General features: G+C 43.3%; 17 protein-coding genes and 1 riboswitch. Of the genes, 15 read left to right on the forward strand and 2 right to left on the reverse strand.

From position 1 onward, the window contains the following. Nucleotides 1–20: 20 nt before the first annotated feature. The 13 genes from cysD (at nt 21) to EO132_RS13400 (ending at nt 16,184) form a co-directional block, all read left to right on the forward strand. On the forward strand, nt 21–929 hold the full coding sequence (cysD, locus tag EO132_RS13340; RefSeq protein ID WP_262707592.1) for a sulfate adenylyltransferase subunit CysD: 909 nt from the start codon (nt 21–23) through the stop codon (nt 927–929). Between the two features lie 15 nt (nt 930–944). After that, entirely contained in the window at nt 945–2,192 is a 1,248-nt protein-coding gene (locus EO132_RS13345) for a sulfate adenylyltransferase subunit 1 (RefSeq protein WP_127138339.1), read from the forward strand. Between the two features lie 74 nt (nt 2,193–2,266). Next, on the forward strand, nt 2,267–4,357 hold the full coding sequence (locus EO132_RS13350) for a HEPN domain-containing protein (protein ID WP_127138340.1): 2,091 nt from the start codon (nt 2,267–2,269) through the stop codon (nt 4,355–4,357). Next, nucleotides 4,350–5,126, forward strand: a complete 777-nt coding sequence (gene cobA / locus EO132_RS13355) for a uroporphyrinogen-III C-methyltransferase (RefSeq protein ID WP_127138341.1) — start codon at nt 4,350–4,352, stop codon at nt 5,124–5,126. Before EO132_RS13350 ends, cobA begins: the two co-directional genes overlap by 8 nt. A gap of 39 nt (nt 5,127–5,165) precedes the next feature. After that, nucleotides 5,166–6,227 carry an NAD(P)/FAD-dependent oxidoreductase gene (locus tag EO132_RS13360; protein ID WP_127138342.1) on the forward strand — a complete coding sequence of 354 codons (1,062 nt, stop codon included), beginning with the start codon at nt 5,166–5,168 and terminating at the stop codon, nt 6,225–6,227. Between the two features lie 90 nt (nt 6,228–6,317). Then, nucleotides 6,318–7,235: a helix-turn-helix domain-containing protein gene (locus EO132_RS13365; protein WP_127138343.1), complete on the forward strand. Its 918-nt coding sequence runs from the start codon at nt 6,318–6,320 to the stop codon at nt 7,233–7,235. A gap of 83 nt (nt 7,236–7,318) precedes the next feature. Then, nucleotides 7,319–8,080, forward strand: a complete 762-nt coding sequence (locus EO132_RS13370) for an SDR family oxidoreductase (protein WP_127138344.1) — start codon at nt 7,319–7,321, stop codon at nt 8,078–8,080. Nucleotides 8,081–8,222: 142 nt separating this feature from the next. Next, nucleotides 8,223–8,320: riboswitch (SAM riboswitch) on the forward strand. A 124-nt stretch (nt 8,321–8,444) separates the two neighbouring features. After that, the gene (locus EO132_RS13375; protein WP_127138345.1) at nt 8,445–9,446 is read left to right on the forward strand and encodes a homocysteine S-methyltransferase family protein; all 1,002 of its coding nucleotides are present in this window, start codon (nt 8,445–8,447) and stop codon (nt 9,444–9,446) included. A gap of 3 nt (nt 9,447–9,449) precedes the next feature. Next, the gene (gene metH / locus EO132_RS13380) at nt 9,450–12,128 is read left to right on the forward strand and encodes a methionine synthase (RefSeq protein ID WP_127138346.1); all 2,679 of its coding nucleotides are present in this window, start codon (nt 9,450–9,452) and stop codon (nt 12,126–12,128) included. A gap of 3 nt (nt 12,129–12,131) precedes the next feature. Continuing rightward, nucleotides 12,132–13,085 carry a methylenetetrahydrofolate reductase [NAD(P)H] gene (metF, locus tag EO132_RS13385; protein ID WP_127138347.1) on the forward strand — a complete coding sequence of 318 codons (954 nt, stop codon included), beginning with the start codon at nt 12,132–12,134 and terminating at the stop codon, nt 13,083–13,085. A 19-nt stretch (nt 13,086–13,104) separates the two neighbouring features. Next, a complete protein-coding gene (locus EO132_RS13390) occupies nt 13,105–14,205 on the forward strand; it encodes an acyloxyacyl hydrolase (protein ID WP_127138348.1) in 1,101 nt (366 codons plus the stop codon). A 155-nt stretch (nt 14,206–14,360) separates the two neighbouring features. Beyond that, complete coding sequence (locus tag EO132_RS13395) at nt 14,361–15,023, forward strand: head GIN domain-containing protein (RefSeq protein WP_235856463.1); 663 nt, start codon at nt 14,361–14,363, stop codon at nt 15,021–15,023. Between the two features lie 75 nt (nt 15,024–15,098). Next, entirely contained in the window at nt 15,099–16,184 is a 1,086-nt protein-coding gene (locus tag EO132_RS13400; RefSeq protein ID WP_127138350.1) for a serine hydrolase domain-containing protein, read from the forward strand. Here EO132_RS13400 and EO132_RS13405 read toward each other — a convergent pair. Both EO132_RS13405 and gldA read right to left on the reverse strand, forming a co-directional pair. After that, the gene (locus tag EO132_RS13405) at nt 16,181–17,632 is read right to left on the reverse strand and encodes a pyridoxal phosphate-dependent decarboxylase family protein (RefSeq protein WP_127138351.1); all 1,452 of its coding nucleotides are present in this window, start codon (nt 17,630–17,632) and stop codon (nt 16,181–16,183) included. The two genes, EO132_RS13400 and EO132_RS13405, sit on opposite strands and share 4 nt — an antisense overlap. 96 nt (nt 17,633–17,728) lie before the next feature. Continuing rightward, nucleotides 17,729–18,622, reverse strand: coding sequence for a gliding motility-associated ABC transporter ATP-binding subunit GldA (gene gldA / locus EO132_RS13410; protein ID WP_127138352.1), 894 nt, complete (start codon nt 18,620–18,622; stop codon nt 17,729–17,731). A 366-nt stretch (nt 18,623–18,988) separates the two neighbouring features. Here gldA and EO132_RS13415 point away from each other — a divergent pair, with 366 nt between their 5' ends. After that, nucleotides 18,989–19,816 (forward strand): prephenate dehydratase, encoded by an 828-nt coding sequence (locus EO132_RS13415; protein WP_127138353.1) that lies wholly within the window; start codon nt 18,989–18,991, stop codon nt 19,814–19,816. Next, nucleotides 19,816–20,958, forward strand: coding sequence for a pyridoxal phosphate-dependent aminotransferase (locus EO132_RS13420; RefSeq protein WP_127138354.1), 1,143 nt, complete (start codon nt 19,816–19,818; stop codon nt 20,956–20,958). The genes EO132_RS13415 and EO132_RS13420 overlap by 1 nt, the downstream gene beginning before the upstream one ends. The last annotated feature ends 3 nt before the right edge of the window (nt 20,959–20,961 follow it).

Raw genomic sequence — 20,961 nt, forward strand, 5'->3', positions numbered from 1 at the left:
AAATTAAAAAGCCAGAGACCTTGAATGGTGTTGAAAGACCTAACGCGAACGCTCTGGAACATGAAGCCATTTACATCATGCGTGAAGTTGCGGCACAGTTTGAGAAACCTGTACTGCTATTCTCCGGAGGAAAGGATTCCATAACATTGGTGCGTTTGGCCCAGAAGGCCTTTTGGCCCGCCAAAATCCCATTTCCTTTGATGCATATAGATACCGGCCATAATTTTCCGGAAACCATTGAGTTTAGGGATAAGTTGGTAGAGGAACTTGGCGTGGAACTCATAGTTCGTAATGTTCAGGACTCCATTGATGAGGGCAAAGTAGTGGAAGAAACAGGGAAGTACGCCAGTAGGAATATGCTTCAGACCACGACGTTATTGGATGCCATAGAAGAGTTTAAATTTGATGCTTGCATTGGCGGAGCACGAAGGGATGAGGAAAAAGCACGAGCTAAGGAACGTATTTTTTCCGTACGTGACGATTTTGGACAGTGGGACGAAAAAAACCAACGGCCAGAACTGTTCGATATGCTCAATGGAGAAATCGAAATTGGTCAAAATGTAAGGGTGTTCCCGATCAGTAATTGGACAGAGCTTGACGTTTGGAGCTATATTCAAAAGGAAAATATAGAAATACCATCCATCTATTTTGCCCATAAAAGAAACACGTTCTTAAGGGATGGATTGATATGGTCAGCCGAAGATGATGTGGTTTTTAGGGCGGACGATGAACAAGTAGAAGAAAGAATGGTGCGTTTTAGAACCGTGGGGGACATGAGCTGTACCGCAGCCGTTGAATCGCATGCCGATACCATTGATAAGGTGGTGGCCGAAATCAGGGACTCCAGAATTTCGGAAAGGGGCGCCCGTATAGATGATAAGCGCTCTGAAGCGGCAATGGAAAAACGTAAACAGCAAGGTTACTTTTAATAGGAAGAAGAAAGAATGGAAGTTTTAAAAATAGCAACAGCAGGAAGTGTAGACGACGGTAAAAGTACCTTGATTGGAAGATTGCTGTACGATACAAAATCAATGACCGACGATAAATTGGAGGCCATTGAGCGAACCAGTAAGCAAAAAGGGTACGATTATCTCGATTTTTCGTTGGCGACCGATGGATTGGTAGCCGAAAGAGAGCAGGGAATCACTATTGATGTGGCCCATATCTACTTTTCAACACCATCTAAAAGTTATATCATTGCCGATACCCCTGGTCACGTGGAATATACTCGTAACATGGTTACCGGGGCATCGACCTCCCAAGCATCCATCATTTTGATCGATGCACGAAAAGGAGTGATCGAACAGACGCACCGTCACTTTTTCATCAACAACCTTTTAAGGGTAAAAGATGTGATCGTCGCCATCAATAAGATGGATTTGGTGGATTTTTCCGAGGAGACGTACAACAAGATCAAAGCTGATTTTCAGGAGTTGATGAAGAAACGGGACTATCAAGACCAGACCATTACCTTTATTCCGGTGAGTGCGCTAAAAGGGGATAATGTGGTAAACCGTTCAGAACATACACCGTGGTACAAGGGCCAGACCTTATTGGACCACCTGGAGGAACTGGATCAAAAAGATATCTACAATACAGGTACGCCCCGTTTTCCGGTGCAGTATGTGATTCGACCCAAAACAGATGATTTTCATGATTTTCGTGGGTTTGCAGGAAAAGTATATGGCGGAGAGCTTAATGTGGGAGACGAAGTGGTGGTATTGCCATCAATGACACGCTCCAAAATCAAGGATATATATTTTTACGATAAACAATATAGTACCGCTCCAAGAAGGTCATCTGTGACCATTACCTTGGAAGATGAGGTAAATGTAAGCAGGGGAGATATGTTGGTCAAAGTAGGGGACCTTCCAACGGTCGACAAGCAATTGACCGCAACGGTGTCTTGGATGGATGGCACCGACTTCACACCAGGTGGGAAGTATGTGCTTCAGCATGGAGTGAACAAGGTGTTGGCCAAGGTGGATGCCATCGAGCATAAAATCCACCCTGATTATTCAGGTATTGAAGAGAACGTCACTGCCCTTCAAATGAACGATATTGCCAAGGTGCGCTTAAGGCTGAACAAACCTATTTTTTACGATAGGTTCAAGGATCATCGTACCAATGGTTCATTCATTATTATCGATAGCCGAACAAACAATACAGCAGGCGTAGGCTTTATTGAATAGTATTTGCTCACTAAGGTAAGGAAACGGGGAATCATTTTGATTTAACCCTATAAAATAGATAGGAAAAATAGATTATGCAAAGTTTTAGAACAGAGATAGAAAACCCGGTTGTAGAAAAGGACATCATCGAATTGGAGAAAAAAATTCGCCAGTTCAAAGGTGGTGAAGTGGATGAGGAAAAATTCCGAAGCCTTCGATTGGCCCGTGGAGTTTATGGACAGCGTCAACAGGGCGTGCAAATGATCCGTATCAAGTTGCCCTATGGTAAAGTGACTTCGAATCAATTGCTCCGTATCGCGGATGTTTCCGATGAATATTCCCGTGGACGTTTGCATATCACCACCCGTCAGGATATCCAGATTCACTATGTGGACTTGGAACGCACCCCGGAACTTTGGGCACAATTGGAAAAAGACCAAGTGACCCTAAGGGAAGCCTGTGGGAATACTGTTAGAAACGTAACGGCAAGTGAAACCGCAGGTATCGATGTAAACGAACCTTTCGATGTCTCTCCTTATGCACAGGCTGTTTTTGAATATTTCCTAAGAAATCCAATTGGACAGGAAATGGGAAGAAAATTCAAGGTTTCTTTCTCGGCAAGTGATGAAGATACAGGACTGTCCTATATGCACGATCTTGGTTTTATCGCCAAAGAAAAGGACGGGGAAAGAGGTTTTAAAGTGATGCTGGCAGGTGGCCTTGGCTCACAACCACGGCATGCCGATGAGCTTTACAGCTTTTTGCCAACAGATAAAATCATCCCTTTGATGGAAGGCGTAATCCGCGTATTTGATAGATACGGAGAACGTAAGAGTAGGGCAAAGGCACGTATGAAATTTTTGTTGAAGGACTTGGGCCTTGATGGTTTCAAAGAATTGCTGGATGAAGAACAAACCGCGATTCCACACCAAACCTATCCCATCCATATTGATGATTATCCAAAAGTAAAGGTCGCTGAAGTTGAAACACCAGAAGTTTCCATTGAAGACCAAAACGCTCTTGAAGAATGGAAATCAACCAACTTGGTTCCTCAAAAACAAGATGGTTATGTAGCTATCGGGATTAAAGTGCTATTGGGAGATTTCTACACGGATAAGGCGCGTGAACTGGCCAGATTGGTGCAGAATTATGCCGCAGGAGAGATTCGTTTATCCCTAAGACAAAACATATTGATCCCCTATGTGAAAGAGGAATTGGTTCCTTTCTTTTATCAAGAATTGAAGAAACTCGGCTTTGCCGAGGCGGGATATAATAAGGCTTTGGATATCACGGCCTGTCCAGGAACGGATACCTGTAATCTTGGAATTGCCAGTAGTACGGGAATCGCGGATGAATTGGAACGAGTCATCAAAGCGGAATACCCACAGTACATCAAAAATCCTGATGTGGTCATCAAAATCAGTGGGTGTATGAACGCATGCGGCCAGCATAATATGGCGCACATTGGTTTCCAAGGGATGTCCGTAAGAACCAAGGATAAATTGGTAGCGCCTGCCCTTCAGGTTTTGTTGGGAGGTGGAAACTATGGGGATGGTAGAGCAAGATTTGCCGATAAAGTGGCCAAGATTCCAAGTAAAAGAGGACCACAAGCGTTACGTTTAATTTTAGATGATTTCGAAGCCAATGGAAACGGAGACTCTTTTACCGATTATTACGAGGAAAAGGGGCAACATTATTTCTATGACTTCCTTAAACCTTTGACGGATGTGGACAATCTAACCCAAGAAGATTTTATCGACTGGGGGAACGAGGAAAAATATAAAAAAGAGATAGGAATCGGAGAATGTGCAGGGGTCATTGTTGACCTTGTGGCCACCTTGTTCTTTGAAAGCCAAGAGAAGATAGAGAATGCCGAAGAGGCTATCAAAGATGGCAAATGGGCGGCCAGTATTTATTATTCCTATCAATCCATTGTAAACTCTGCCAAGGCATTGTTGACGGCGGAAAAAGTAAAGACCAATACCCATGCGAGCATCATCAAGGATTTTGATAAGCTGTATGTGGAAACAGGAAAAATAACCTTTGAGGGCGGGTTTGATAAAGTAGCCCTTCAATTGAATAAGAACGAACCATCCGAAGCATTTGCGAAAAGCTATTTGGAAGATGCTAAAACGGTGCTACAACGGTTGGAAACGTTCAGAAAAATGGAGTTGGAACATGCATAGAGGAAAGTTTACAGTAGTGGGGGCAGGTCCAGGCGATGTGGACTTGATAACCCTTAAAGGAGTGAAGGCGTTGCAAAGGGCAGATGTCGTTTTGTATGATGCATTGGTAGATCCTGAATTGTTGGAATACGCTCCGCAAGCCGAACAAATATTTGTGGGCAAGCGTAAAGGATGCTACTCCTACCAACAAGAGCAAATCAATGATTTGATTGTGGAACGCGCCCTCCAAGGGTTGCACGTTGTCCGATTGAAAGGAGGAGACCCTTTTGTATTTGGAAGAGGGGCCGAAGAAATGGAACATGCAGCAAAATTTGGAGTGGAAGTTGAAGTGGTACCAGGGATTTCATCCTCGGTATCCGTACCCGCATCACAATATATTCCCGTAACCAAAAGAGGGGCTGCCGAGAGCTTTTGGGTCATTACAGGGACTACAAAGGAGCATAAATTGTCCAATGATGTGGCTCTGGCGGCAAAATCCAATGCTACGGTAATTATCTTGATGGGAATGTCCAAATTGGGACAGATCATGGAACTCTTCAAAGAAGAGGGGAAGACAGAGACCCCAGTGGCCATCATTCAAAACGGAACAAGGGATAACGAAAAAATCGGTATTGGCACTGTTGCTTCTATTGAGCACAAGGCAAAGGAGCAGCAGCTGTCCAATCCTGCTATTATAGTTATTGGCGAGGTGGTCGACCATCGCCAAAAAGTATTGGATATTCAGTACGAATATCAAAATCAGGGAAAAGAATTGTTTGAAAAAGTGTAAATCAAAAATGTTAGCTCGAGCGCATTTAAAAGTAGAATTATGATCAAAACAGATATCATTATAATCGGAGCGGGACCCACAGGATTGTTTACCGTTTTTGAAGCAGGATTACTCAAGTTAAAGTGTCATTTAATCGATGCCTTGGCGCAACCAGGGGGCCAATGTTCGGAGATTTATCCGAAAAAGCCCATTTACGATATTCCAGCCTACCCGGAAATTTTAGCGGGTACTTTGGTGGATAACTTAATGGAGCAGATCAAGCCGTTCGAACCTGGCTTTACCTTAGGAGAACGTGCCGAAACCTTGGACAAACAAGAAGATGGCTCCTACATTGTGACAACAACCAAGGGGACCCAACACCATGCTCCTGTGGTTGTCATCGCAGGTGGACTGGGTTCATTCGAACCTAGAAAACCGATGATACCGAACATCGGCCTCTTTGAAAGCAAGGGAGTCGAGTATATGATCAAAGACCCGGAACAGTTCCGTGATAAAAAAGTTGTGATTTCCGGTGGAGGGGATTCTGCATTGGACTGGGCCATCTTTTTGGCCGATGTGGCTTCGGAAGTTTCTTTGGTGCATCGTAGAAATGAGTTCCGTGGTGCACTTGACTCTGTTGAAAAGGCACGTGAATTGGCCAAACTGGGCAAGATTCAACTGTACACCAAGGCCGAGGTAAAAGAAATACACGGTAAAGAAGACTTGCATGCCGTAGTCATCAAGTACAATGATGAAGAAAAGGAATCCACCTATGTGGAAACCGATTACTTTATCCCATTGTTCGGATTGTCTCCAAAACTGGGGCCATTGGGCAACTGGGGCTTGGAAATCGAAAAGAACGCCATTAAGGTAAATAATGCCAAGGATTACCAGACCAATCTTCCTGGAGTATTTGCCATTGGGGATGTCAACACCTATCCAGGTAAGTTGAAATTGATTCTTTCAGGATTCCATGAAGCGGCCGTAATGTGCCAGTATGCCTATCAAATCATCAACCCGGATAAGCGATTCGTGATGAAGTATACTACCGTTGGTGGCGTACAAGGATTTGATGGTTCTAAAAAAGAAGCCAAAAAAGAAGTGGTGCAGAGCATCAATTGACAATATTTGTTTTTAGAAGAGAGGACGCCTTCCAGAAGTGATTTTTGGAGGGTGTTTTTGTTTTGGGGTATATTTGAATTTTACAAGCTTATGGATGTCCAATTTACATTGAATGATTTCTACGGTAAACTTGGGTTGCCCATCCCTGAAAACATTGGAAAGGATATTGGGCACTTCAATGTTTTTAATATTGCCGAATATCGTAATCGACTGAGCAAGGGAGAGATGCGATATGATAGGCGGGCCTATTTCAAGATCAGTCTTATCAACGGTACAAACCGTGCGGAATATGCGGATAAGGTAATTCACATCAAAAACAAGGCACTTTTGTTCGCTTCCCCAGGAATACCTTATAACTATCTGCCTCAGAATGATGAACAGTCGGGATACTTTTGCGTGTTCACGGAAAGCTTTTTATCAAAAGAAAAAAGTGGGATCATTTTGGAAAAGCTATCACTTTTTCAACCTGGAGGTTATCCCGTACTTGACATTACCGATGAAGATTACATGGAACTTGAACAACTTTTCCAGAAAATGGACAAGGAACTATCTTCCGACTACCCATTTAAGTTTGATTTGATAAGGGCCTATGTGATCGAACTATTGCACATGGGGCAAAAATTGCATCCTGTCCAACCACGGGAAAGTGGTAAAAACGCTGCGATTCGTATTACCGATATGTTCGTGGAGTTGTTGGAAAGGCAATTTCCAATAAATACTACAGTCCAAAGGTCAGTGCTCAAAACTGCCAATGATTTTGCGGAGCGATTGGCAATACATCCCAATCATCTTAATAAAGTACTTAAAGAAACCACTGGAAGCACAACAACCGAGGTTATTCATGCCAGATTATTTGAAGAAGCCAAGATCCTGCTCAACAACACCGATTGGAACATATCAGAAATTGCATTCAGTTTAGGTTTTGAAGAGGTGGCACATTTTTCCAATTTCTTCAAAAAACATGCACAACTTTCCCCCTTAAAGTTTAGATCAGCCATCAAAATTTGATTTTTGCAAAAAACTGATTGATACTTGCAATCCCCATGGAGCTTATCCAGCTAATTTTGTTCCGAATTCAAAAATCAATTAACATGAACAAATCAAAAATAGCATTGGTTACTGGTGGTAGCCGTGGTCTAGGAGAGGACATGGCCATGAAAATCGCAAAAAAGGGAATAGATGTAGTCCTGACGTACCACACCAACAAGGATATGGCTGAAGATGTAGTGGAGAACATTAAAAAGTTGGGGCAGAAGGCCCTGGCCTTGCAACTGGATACATCCAATGTAAAAACCTTTGATGATTTTTATGAGCGATTGGAGCGGGCCTTGAAAGAAGTGATGGGGGTTGACAAATTCGACTTTCTCATCAACAATGCCGGAACCGGAATATATGAGCCGTTTGTTTCGACTACCGAAGAGCAGTTTGATGAAATGGTGAACATTCATTTAAAGGGCGTTTATTTTCTCACACAAAAATCACTTCCATACCTTAATGATGAGGCCAGAATCATCAACATCTCTTCAGGGTTGGCACGATTCAGCCTGCCAAAGTCGTCGGCTTATGGTGCCATGAAGGGAGGAGTCGAGGTTTTTACAAGATATCTGGCCAAAGAGCTTGCCGATAGAAAAATAAGGGCCAACGTAGTCGCTCCAGGTGCTGTGGCAACCGATTTTGGAGGGGGGGAGAACAAGACCAACGAGGCCAAACGTAAAGCCGTAACCAATTTCACTGCATTGGGAAGAGTCGGGGAGCCGGATGATATCGGTGGGGTGGTCGCCTTTCTATGCACGGAAGATGCCAAATGGATCAACGCACAGCGTATCGAAGTATCTGGCGGTATCATGATTTAGAAAACATCACATAATTCAATAAAAAACGGATTGAGCAATCAATCCGTTTTTTATTGTTGGATTTCTAAAAATTCAAGGGCTTTTTTTGCTTTTCACTAGGGAGTGCCGTTTCTTTGCAGTTCAGTTCATTTATAAATTGAAAGTGTTATCAAGAAAGGTGGAGGGATTGGACCCTGTGAAGCCTTAGCAACCCTCGACTTCGAGAAGGTGCTACATTCTACCCCTGTCCTGAAATTGTTTCAGGACCTCATGGAGTATTCATACCGACCATTTAGTATTGGGGGAGGATAACGAACGAATACAACACCGTATCCACCCGCTTTTCTTGATTTCACTACATCCTTTTTAGAAGGGACATTGTACTATGGAAAAAATTGAAGACATACTGAAGAAACGGATTTTAGTGCTGGATGGAGCTATGGGCACCATGTTGCAGCGCTATAAATTCAATGAAGAAGATTTTAGGGGCGAACGTTTTAAGGATTGGCCAAGTGACCTGCAAGGAAATAACGATTTGCTGTCTTTGACCCAACCCGAAGCCGTGAAAGAAGTCCATCGAAAATTTTTGGAAGCTGGTGCGGACATCATTGAAACCAATACCTTTTCGGGTACGACCATTGCCATGGCGGACTACGGAATGGAAGAATTGGTCTATGAACTGAATTACGAATCCGCGAAGCTTGCAAAGCAAGTCGCTGACGAATTCACACAAAAGAACCCAAGCAAACCAAGATTTGTAGCGGGGAGTATCGGTCCGACCAATAAAACCGCCAGCATGTCCCCCGATGTAAACGACCCTGGTTTTAGAGCCATTTCCTTTGATGAACTCCGTATCGCATACAAACAACAGATAGAGGCCTTGTTGGATGGTGGTGCCGATATTTTGCTGGTGGAGACCATTTTTGATACGCTGAACGCCAAAGCGGCCCTTTTTGCTATCGAAGAAGTAAAGGATGAGCGTAACATCGAAGTGCCTGTAATGGTTAGTGGAACCATTACCGATGCTTCGGGAAGAACGCTGTCGGGACAGACAGCAGAAGCATTTTTGATTTCCATTTCCCACATCCCGATTCTATCGGTTGGTTTCAATTGTGCTTTGGGAGCCAAACAATTGGTGCCTCATTTGGAGGTTGTTTCTGCCAAGTCCGAATTTGCTGTTTCTGCACACCCCAATGCAGGGTTGCCCAACGCATTTGGCGAATATGACGAAACACCCGAACAAATGGCGGTTCAGATTAAAGAATATGCAGAAAAAGGCCTGGTTAATATTGTAGGCGGTTGCTGTGGGACCACCCCAGAGCATATCAAGGCCATTGCTGATGTGGTAAAGGATTATGAACCGAGAAAACTTCTGAATCCAGCTTAGTTTATGGCAGAGAACAACGAACAACGATATTTGAAACTGAGTGGCCTCGAGCCCTTGGTCGTAACTCCGGAAAGCAATTTCATCAACGTGGGGGAACGTACCAATGTGGCAGGATCTAAACGGTTTTTGAGACTGATCAAGGAAGAAAAGTTCGATGAGGCTTTGGACATTGCCCGCGAACAAGTAGAAGGCGGTGCCCAGATTATCGACATCAATATGGATGATGGTCTGATTGATGGTAAGGAAGCCATGGTCAAGTTCTTGAACTTGATTGTTGCCGAACCGGATATTGCCCGAGTACCCATTATGATCGATAGCTCCAAGTGGGAAATTATTGAAGCTGGGCTGCAGGTGGTGCAAGGAAAATGTGTCGTCAATTCCATCAGTCTTAAAGAAGGAAAAGAAGAGTTTGTCCACCATGCAAAACTGATTAAGCGTTATGGAGCCGCAGTTATCGTCATGGCCTTCGATGAGGTGGGGCAGGCAGATACCTACGAACGCCGAATCGAAATAGCCAAACGTTCCTATGATATTTTGGTCAACGAAGTGAATTTCCCTCCCGAGGACATCATTTTTGACCTCAATATTTTTCCTGTGGGCACGGGAATGGACGAACATAAAAACAACGCCATAGATTATATCGAGGGAACACGTTGGGTACGTGAAAACCTTCCCTATTGTAGCGTTAGCGGAGGTGTGAGCAATGTTTCCTTCTCATTTCGGGGGAACAATCCTGTTCGTGAGGCCATGCACTCCGCCTTCCTGTTTCATGCGATTAAAGCGGGTATGAATATGGGAATCGTGAACCCGACGATGTTGGAGGTCTACGATGATATTCCCAAAGACTTGTTGGAGCATGTGGAAGATGTGCTGCTCAACCGAAGGGATGATGCCACTGAGCGTTTGTTGGAATTTGCAGAAACTGTTGTGGGAACAGCCAAGGAAAGCAAGGTGGATTTATCGTGGAGGGACGAACCGCTTCAAGATAGAATTACCCGTGCCTTGGTCAAAGGTATTGATCAATACATCATTGAAGATGTTGAGGAAGCCCGTCAACAAGCTGCTAAACCCCTGCATGTAATCGAGGGGAACCTAATGACAGGGATGAATGTTGTTGGGGATTTGTTCGGAAGCGGAAAAATGTTTTTACCACAAGTGGTAAAATCCGCCCGGGTAATGAAAAAGGCCGTAGCCTACCTCACTCCCTATATTGAAGCATCAAAAGATAAAAATGCCAAGGCGGCTGGAAAAATTTTGATGGCAACCGTAAAAGGCGATGTTCACGATATCGGAAAGAACATCGTGAGCGTGGTATTGGCCTGTAACAATTATGAGATAGTTGATATGGGTGTGATGGTGCCACCGGAAAAAATCATCAACAAAGCCAAGGAAGAACAAGTGGATATTATCGGCTTGAGCGGACTGATTACTCCATCATTGGATGAGATGGTGTTCTTGGCCAAGGAAATGGAGCGTCAAAACTTTGAGGTCCCGCTTTTGATTGGAGGTGCAACCACAAGCAAAGCACATACCGCAGTTAAGATTGATCCACAATACAGTCATTCCGTGGTGCATGTGAATGATGCCTCAAGGGCGGTAACGGTAGTGGGCGATTTGCTTCAAGATGAAACCGCTGTCAAGTATAAAAATTCCATCAAACTGGACTACGAGAGTTTCAGGGAGAAATTTTTAAAGCGAGGTAAGCAAAAAGAATACTTGAGCTTGGGGCAAGCACGTGAAAACAAACTTAAAATTGACTGGAATTCATCGGATATCAAAAAACCAAATCAGTTGGGCATTGAAGTATGGGAAGATTTTGATTTGACCCAATTGAAGGAGTTTATCGATTGGTCGCCATTCTTCCGAAGTTGGGACCTGCACGGAAAATATCCCGATATTTTGACGGATAAGGTCGTTGGGGAGCAGGCCAAGGAACTATTTGAGGATGCCAAGGTATTGCTGAAACGTATTTTGGATAAAAAACTCTTGAAGGCCAAGGCCGTATTCGGATTGTTTCCGGCCAATCAAATTAATGATGATGATATTGAAGTTGAAAAGGATGGGGGGACCTTTGTTTTCAGGACACTTCGCCAACAATTGAAAAAGCGCGAAGGGGTTCCCAATATCGCCTTGGCGGATTTTATCGTCCCCAAAGATTCAGGGATTCAGGATTACATCGGTTGTTTTTGTGTGAGTACCGGATTTGGTACGCAGGAATTGGCCGCTGAGTTCGAGAGGAACCACGATGATTACAATTCCATTATGATCAAAGCCTTGGCGGATCGATTCGCGGAAGCCTTTGCTGAGTACCTGCACAAGGAGGTGCGAACGAAATACTGGGGCTACGCGGTTGATGAAGATTTGGATAACACTGAACTCATTAAAGAAAAATATCGAGGAATCCGTCCAGCACCTGGTTATCCTGCTTGTCCCGACCATCTGGAAAAATTGACGATTTGGGAAATGATGAAGGTAGAGGAACAGATAGGTGTAAAACTCACGGATAGTTTGGCCATGTGGCCTGCTGCAAGTGTCAGTGGCTACTATTTTGGACATCCTGAAGCCAAGTATTTTGGACTGGGAAAAATAAAGCAGGACCAAGTTGAGGACTTTGCTGAGCGAAAAAATATAAATTTGGAAAAAGCCCAAAAGTGGCTGGCTCCCAATATTGTTGATGAATAACCGATGAAAATTACCGACCACATAAAAAAGGCAAACGGAGAAACACTTTTCAGTTTTGAAATTGTACCGCCCGTAAAAGGAAAGAGTATCCAAGAGTTGTACAAAAACATCGACCCCTTGATGGAGTTCAAGCCTCCATTTATTGATGTGACGACCTCCCGAGAGGAATATGTGTACAAGGAGAAAGATGGGTTGTTGGAAAAAAGGATAACACGAACACGTCCGGGAACATTGGGTATTTGTGCCTCGTTGAAGCACAAGTACGATGTGGACACCGTGCCCCATGTTCTTTGTGGTGGTTTTACCAAAGAAGAGACCGAATATCTTTTGGTGGATTGCCAATATTTGGAGATAGACAATGTAATGGCACTTCGGGGAGATGCCCGTAAAGAAGAGAAGTATTTTACCCCCACCAAAGGCGGGCATCAATACGCCACCGATTTGGTGGAGCAAATACAGAATATCAATCAGGGAAACTATTTGCACGATACCATTGAATCCAATAGTTTGGGTGGTTTCTGTATTGGTGTGGCGGGTTATCCAGAGAAACACATGGAAGCACCATCCCTGCAATCTGACCTTAAACGCTTGAAGCAAAAAGTGGAGTTGGGAGCCGATTATGTAGTGACCCAAATGTTTTTCGACAATCAAAAGTTTTTTGCTTTTGTTGAAGCAGCTCGTGAGATGGGCATTGATGTACCGATTATCCCCGGAATCAAGCCGATTGCTGTAAAACGTCATTTGCAATTGTTGCCCCATGTTTTCAGCATTGACCTTCCTCAAGATTTGATTGATGCCGTTGAGGCCTGCAAGGATAACATGGCGGTGCGTCAAGTAGGGGTGGAATGGGCCATTCAACAGTCCAAGGAACTTAGGGATGCCGGCGTGCCCGTATTGCACTATTATTCCATGGGAAAATCAGATAATGTAAAGGCCATAGCCAAGGAACTTTTTTAATTTCCTACTTTAGCGCCCCATGAGGCACCTACTTTATCCGGTTTTGCTGTTATGCTTTTGCTTTGGATTCTCTCAAGTTGGGGATGCAACAAAAAAATATACCTTGGATGTGAGTCAATTTTATGGCTCGGTGCTATTGCACAATCCAGATATTTCCCACTTGATTACTAATCATCCCGGAGGGGTTATCGTAGGTTTTAACAGAAGGCGTTTCGGTCATGAGGACTGGGAAGCCGATTTGGGCTATCCAGATACAGGTTTTTCCTTCGTCTATCAGGACATGAATAATTCCACGCTGGGAAAGCATTTTGGGCTGTACGCGCACTATAATTTCTATTTTTTCAAGCGAAACCTTCAATTTAGGGTGGCACAGGGTGTTTCTTATAATACCAATCCATACGATAGAACTGAAAACTTTAGGAACAATGCCTATGGGAGTCACTTGTTGAGTTCCACCATGCTCATGTTCAACTATCACAGGGAAAATATTGTGGCAGGACTGGGTTTTAAGGCAGGAATCTCTCTTTTGCACTATTCCAATGCTAATTTTAAGGCTCCGAATACCTCAACCAATACCATGGCTGTCAACTTTGGTCTGACTTACGATTTGAACAAGGATACAACCTTTGAATATTTGGAACCCAAGGCTAAAGAGAAAATAACCGAACCGATTCGTTATAATTTGGTGCTCAGAGGGGGAGCCAACGAGAGTGATGTGATCAATATGGGCCGGTACGGCTTCGCCATTGTTTCTGCCTATGCCGATAAGCGCTTGGGGAACCGAAGTGCCATTCAGTTGGGAACGGATGTGTTTTTCTCCAATTTCCTAAAGGAGTTGATACGCTATCAATCCATTTCTTTTCCTGAATTGGATGTGGCACCTGATACCGATTACAAACGCGTAGGGGTGTTTTTGGGTCACGAACTTTTTGTGAACAAGCTCAGCGTAGTGACCCAATTGGGGTACTATGTCTACTATCCTTTTGATTTTGAAGGGAGGATGTATAATAGAATCGGTTTGAAACGATATTTTGGTGATAAAATATTCGGAGCGGTGACCTTAAAATCACATGGGGCCAAAGCAGAGGCTATTGAATTTGGAATAGGGATACGATTGTAGTATTAAGAATTGAGATGTTGGTATTGATAAAATTTTATAGGAGAGTTGATGTCACCTCGAGTGCAGTCGAGAGGTTCTTTTTATTGGTACTATCTCTATTACTGATTTCCTGTAACGGAGATAATGTGCCCGATTGTTTTCAAAACGCAGGCGAAATGGTAAGGCGGCCTGTTGATGTTTCGGAATTTAGTGCCATTACCGTTTTTGAAAACCTGAAAGTAGTTTTGAAACAAGGTAATGTACACCAGGTAGAAGTGGAAACTGGGGAATATCTTTTAAGCGATGTTTCTGCCGTAGTGGAGGATAACCGCCTAGTGCTCCACAATGAAAACAGTTGTAATTATGTTCGGGATTACGGTTTGACCACGGTATACGTTACTTCCCCTGACATTACGGAAATTCGTAGTAGCACAGGTTTGTTGATTTCCAGTGATGGGGTTCTGAATTACCCAAACCTCACCCTATTGGCTGAAAGCTATTCGAACCCAGAAACCGAAACCACGGATGGTTCTTTTGATTTGAATTTGAATTCAACCACCATCAGAATTACAGTGAACGGGATAGCCTATTTCAAGCTTCAAGGAAATACGGATAATTTCAATGTGAATGTTGCTGCCGGAGATTCCAGAATCGAAGCAGGAGAGCTTGATTCAGAGAATGTAACGGTAAACCACAGAGGCTCCAATGATGTTTTTGTGAATCCACAGCAACGATTGGGTGGTGTAATTCGAGGAACGGGAAATATCATCAGTGTAAATACTCCTCCCGAGGTGGATGTCGAAGAGTTATTTACGGGCAGACTGATTTTTGAAGACTGATGTCGCTTCAAACTATGACATTAATCTTCAGCGACTTTAATATTTCTCGTTAATTTCGAAATTCAAATCGAGTATTTGGGAAATCTATTCGCACATATCAAAAAATTGTTTTCCCCATTTCCAAAGATCAAATCATTGGAGGGGCTTCAAGGCCTTGGTAAAGCAGATGTTCTTTTTCATAATTTGGTGGCGGAAGAAAAAGTGCCAGGTTTGGCCGTGACCGTTTTGCATCAAGGTGAACAGGTGCTTGGAAAAGGCTATGGTTTTGCCAACATTGATAAAAGAATCCGGGTGCACCCTAAAAATACCGTCTTTCGAATCGCAAGCATATCCAAATGCATCACAGGATTGGCCTTAGGCAAAATGGAGGAAGATGGTATCGTGGATTTGGATGAATCCTTCTACACCTATGTACCTTACTACCCTAAAAAGAAATACGATTTCACACTACGTCAATTGGCAAGTCATATCGCCGGCATTCGAGGGTACCGAGGGAAAGAATATGCCCTGAATCAAGATTATTCCATCAAAGATGGAATAGAGGTCTTTAAAAACGATCCTTTGTTTTTTGAACCTGGCACCAGCTATCTCTACAACAGTTTTGACTTTGTATTGTTGTCCTTGGCGATGCAGGAAGCACGTGGTGTTCCGTTTAACGAATATGTGAGAGAACATATTTTGATGCCCTTGGGATTGAAAAATACCTTTTCCCCTGTGGATTTCGATGTCAGTTCGAGCACAGTGGAGAACAAAACGGAATTCTATACCAAACGTGCGACGTGCTTTAACAAAGCTGTTCCCGTAAACAATAAATACAAATTGGCTGGTGGAGGATATTTATCCACCTGCGAGGATGTAGCCAAACTGGGTCAGGCCATTTTAGAACGAAAATTGCTCAAAAAGAAAACCTACGAACAATTACTGACTTCACAAATCATTGAAGGTAAGCCCACATATTATGGTCTTGGGTTTCAGGTCAGCCAAGATGCAAACGGTAGGGCGTTTGTTGGTCACGTGGGTAATAGCGTAGGATCTTACACTAATCTTTTTATATATCCGGAACAAGAAAAAGTTGTTGCTATTCTGATAAATTGTACCGACCCAAAGGTGCAACCTGTTTTGGATGAGGCGATCGATGCTGTTTTCGAAGGACTAGCTTAGACTTGGCTCGCCAACTGCCCCTCAATTTCCAAAGCATATTTTTTGCAAAGGTCAAAAGTATCGGTCACGTCCTTCATCGTTGTTCTAGGGTTGATCAGGCACATTCGAAGCACGATCTGTCCATTTAAAATAGTAGTAACAAGCAAAGCTTTGCGCGAATCCACCACTTTGCCAGAAATGTACTGGTTGATCTTGTCCAGCTCTTTTTCCGAGTACTTTTTGTTGATAGGGTTGTATCTAAAATTGATGACCGCCAAGGTCGCTGGAAACACGACTTCCCAACTTTTACTTCCCCGAAGCATCGTTTCCACTTCTTCCGCCAAATCGATATTGTAAGTGATGGCGTCCCGGAATTCCTTTAAACCAAAGGTTTTTAAGGACATGTAAAACTTCAGCGCACGGAATCTTCGCGTTAGTTGAATACCGTGATCATAGAAATTGATTTCGGAAGTATTCCCTTCGATATCCCTCAAATATTCGGGCTTCTCCGTAAAGGTGTTGCTCAGGTTTTTGTGGTTTCGCACCAAAAGGCATCCCATTTCATATGGCTGGAAGAACCATTTATGCGGATCTACAGTCAAGGAATCAGCCTTTTCAATGCCTTTCATGGCCTGTTTTCCTTTTTGGGACAAGATGGCGGCTCCGCCATAGGCGCCATCAATATGGAACCAGATATCCTCTTTCTTGCATATTTTCCCCAATTCCACTAAAGGGTCTACCGTACCTGTATTGGTTGTTCCCGCAGTGGCAATCAAACAAAAAGGGTAAAGACCTTCCAGCCTGTCCTTGGCAATACAGTTTTTCAATTTGTTTACCGAAAACTTGAGTTCGTTGTCCGTTGGTATGATTCGTATCTGTTCTTTTTTAAAGCCAAGCACCCGAATGGCCTTAATGTTGGAAGAATGTGCTTGATCGGACAGATAGATGATCGCTTTGGAAAAATCATCACCACATTTGATTCTTCGAGCGGTAACAACGGCCGTGAGGTTGGCCATAGATCCTCCGCTGGTAAAGATGCCACCCCCTTTTTTCTTGGGGAAACCGAAGATCTTCAACAGCCATTGAATGGTCACGATCTCCAGTTCAGCAGCAGCTGGACTTGCAGCCCACCCACCAGAGAAAATATTATATCCAGTGGCCAAGGCATCGGCCATTACGCTAACATAGTTGCTAGGGCCGGGAACAAATGAAAACGACCTTGGGTGAGCCATATTGGCACTATTGGTCATCACTTTTTCCAGTACAAAATCGAGTACTTGGGTCGGGTCCGAACCTTGTTCGGGGGCTTCCTCCAAAAACAAAGAGTCCATTTCTTCCCTTGAACCCAGGGCAACAGGCAATTTTTTGTGCTGGGTGGCATGATGTTCCACTATGGCATCAACAATCTGATATCCATAGCTTTTCATTTCTTCTGTTGAAAGTTCCAATCTGGCGTTGTTCTTCTTCATAGGTCCATTTTCTTCTGAACCGCAAAAGTACCATTTTTGAAACCGTTTTCCACTCCATTTTAGGCAGTTGTTCCATCTGTTCGGATAAATGGAAAGTTAAGACGTAAGTTCGGTAAACAAGCTCTCCAGATTTTTGTTCTTTCTGCTGAGTTGTAGGGTCTTTAGTTTGTTGTCGTGAGCAAAATCAAAAACAGCGGGCCTCATGTCCTTTGAAGTGCCAAAAGTGATCTCGTAGACAAATCCACCGGTGTTTTTTACGTGTGAAACATTGGGCATTTGTTGAATTAATTGTTCTTCTACACGATAATCGAACTCGACCTCAATGATCTGTTCTTCGGCTTCACGGAGTTCTTCCAGTTTTTTGTCGGCCACCAATTCTCCTTTGCTGATGATGATGACCCGGTCACAGACCGCTTCCACTTCTTTCATAATATGTGTGGAGAGCAAAATGGTTTTTTCCTTGCCAATTTCACGAATCAGCTTTCGGATCTCGATCAATTGGTTGGGGTCGAGACCCGTAGTGGGCTCATCAAGAATCAAAACTTCTGGGTCGTGGAGCAGTGCTGCGGCCAGCCCAACACGCTGACGGTATCCTTTGGATAACTGTCCGATTTTCTTGTGGGCTTCGGGAGATAAGCCTGTCTGTTGAATCACATCATTGATTTTGGACTTATCCACGTTGTAGACATCAGCATTGAAGGCCAAGTATTCCTTAACGTACATCTCCAAGTACAGTGGATTGTGTTCCGGCAAATACCCGATGCTTTTCTGAACATCTTTTTCAGCTTCCAAAACATCGAACCCGTTTACGGAGGCATCTCCATTGTCCGCTTTATAATAGGTGGTCAAAATCCGCATCATGGTGGACTTTCCGGCACCATTAGGCCCTAAAAAACCAACTACTTCTCCCTTGTTGATGGTAAAGGAAACATTGTTCAATGCTTTTTGTGAGCCAAAGGTTTTTGTGATGTTCTGTACGGTAATTGACATTCAAACTGAATTTGATGATTCCAAAAATACACTTTTAGTTGTTCTTTTCCTTGGGTTTCAAAAACAAGGGATTATGGTTTTGAAATCAATAGGAAAATAGGAATTCTTAAAAAAGAATGGTTTCTGTAAAATAATGTGCAGTGAAAATGTTGTTTTTGAAAAAAATCAAAAAAAATTTAGGAATGTCTGTGTGTTTCCGATTGAATACCTAAATTAGCCGACAATTAACAATGAGATGACAAACACGTATTTCTGGAACCGTTTTTATTTTTACTTCTTTTTTCAAAGAGGAACGGGACTATTATAGATACGTTTAAAGTATAACCAATTTATAAAGTCCCGATACATCGGGGCTTTTTTTTTGCAATGGAATTAAAAGTCGCTATACAAGGAATAAAGGGTTCCAACCATCATCAGGTTGCCACGGATTTTTTTGGAAATCAAATTGAGTTGATCGAGTGCAACTCTTTTGATGCTGTTATCGACAATCTGATGATAGGTGCAGCGGACAAGGGCATTATGGCCATTGAGAATTCCATCGCTGGCTCCATTATCCCAAATTACAATTTGGTGTATCACAATAATATCCATGTGATAGGGGAGCACTATCTGAACATCCATCATAACCTTATGGTTAAGAAAGGGCAAACTTTTGATGATATTCAAGAGGTACATTCGCACCCAATGGCATTGTTGCAATGTAAGGAGTTCTTTAAGGCACATCCACAAATCAAATTGGTGGAAAGTGCGGATACGGCAGAAACGGCAAAACGAATCAAAGATGAAAAGTTGGAGCATATCGCTGCGATTGCCCCAAAAATGGCTGCCGAAATGTACGATTTGGAAATCATTGCTGACAATATCCAGACCATTGTGAACAATTCCACGAGGTTCATAGTTCTTAAAAAGCAGAACAAAGTGTTGCCCGAAGAGGAAATCAACAAGGCATCTTTGAGATTTATAACCGATCACAAAAGAGGAAGTTTGGCCACGGTATTGAACGTGATGAGCGATTGCAATATGAACCTGACGAAGATTCAGTCATTGCCCGTGATCGAGACCCCTTGGAAATATGCCTTTTTTGTTGACGTGACCTTTGATAAATATGAACACTTTGCCAAGACCAAATCGTTGATGCAGATCATGGCGGAGGATTTCAAGGTGTTGGGAGAATATAAAAATGCATTGTTGTAATGATAACAGCAGACCGATTAAATACCGTACAGGAATACTACTTCTCCAAAAAGTTAAGAGAGGTCAGGGGATTGATGGCCGAAGGCAAGCCCATCATCAATATGGGGATTGGAAGTCCGGATCTGGCACCATCACCACAGGTATTGGAAACCCTTCGGGATTCCATTATCGAGACCGGGGCACATCAGTATCAGAGCTATCAGGGATTGCCACAACTTCGGGAGGCCATTGCGGACTTCTATCAACAAAAATTTGAAGTGACCGTAGATCCATCTTCCGAAATTTTGCCATTGATGGGATCCAAGGAAGGTATTATGCATATCAGCATGGCCTTTTTAAATAAAGGGGATGAGGTATTGCTGCCCAATCCCGGGTATCCTACATACGCATCCGTCACCAATTTGGTAGGTGGAGCTCCTGTCACTTATGACTTGAAAGCGGAAAATGGATGGTTTCCGGATTTGAAAGAGCTCTCCAAAAGGGATTTGTCCAAAGTAAAGTTGATGTGGATAAGTTACCCACATATGCCCACAGGGGCAACTGCGACCAAGGAGCAATTAAAATCTTTGGTGGATTTTGCCCAGAAAAATGAAATTCTTTTGGTTAACGATAACCCCTATAGTTTTGTGTTGTCCAGTGACCCTACCAGTATTTTATCCATAGAGAGTGCCAAAGAATGCACTTTGGAGCTGAACAGTTTGAGCAAGACCTTTAATATGGCAGGTTGGCGTGTTGGGATGCTTCTGGGAAGTGCAGAGCATATCACCGCGGTGTTGAAAGTGAAAAGCAATATGGACTCTGGAATGTTCTATGGCATTCAAAAAGGGGCGATTGCCGCTTTGCAAAGTGGTCCCGAATGGTTCGAGGCATTGGACAAGGTATATACCAAACGTAGAGAGTTGATGTTCCGATTGGCGGACAAATTGGGCTGTACCTATGATAAAAATGCCGTGGGCATGTTTGTTTGGTGCAAGCTGCCCGAAGGCGCTGAACCGTCAGAGGAATTTATAGACAAGGTATTGTACGATAAAGATATCTTCATTGCCCCGGGAACCATTTTTGGGAGTAATGGAGAAGGCTATATTCGTTTTTCGCTTTGTGTGAAAGAAGAGAAGATTGAAGAAGCCATTGAAAGATTTTAGATT

Source organism: Flagellimonas oceanensis, from assembly GCF_003992595.1.
GTDB classification, from domain to species: domain Bacteria; phylum Bacteroidota; class Bacteroidia; order Flavobacteriales; family Flavobacteriaceae; genus Flagellimonas; species Flagellimonas oceanensis.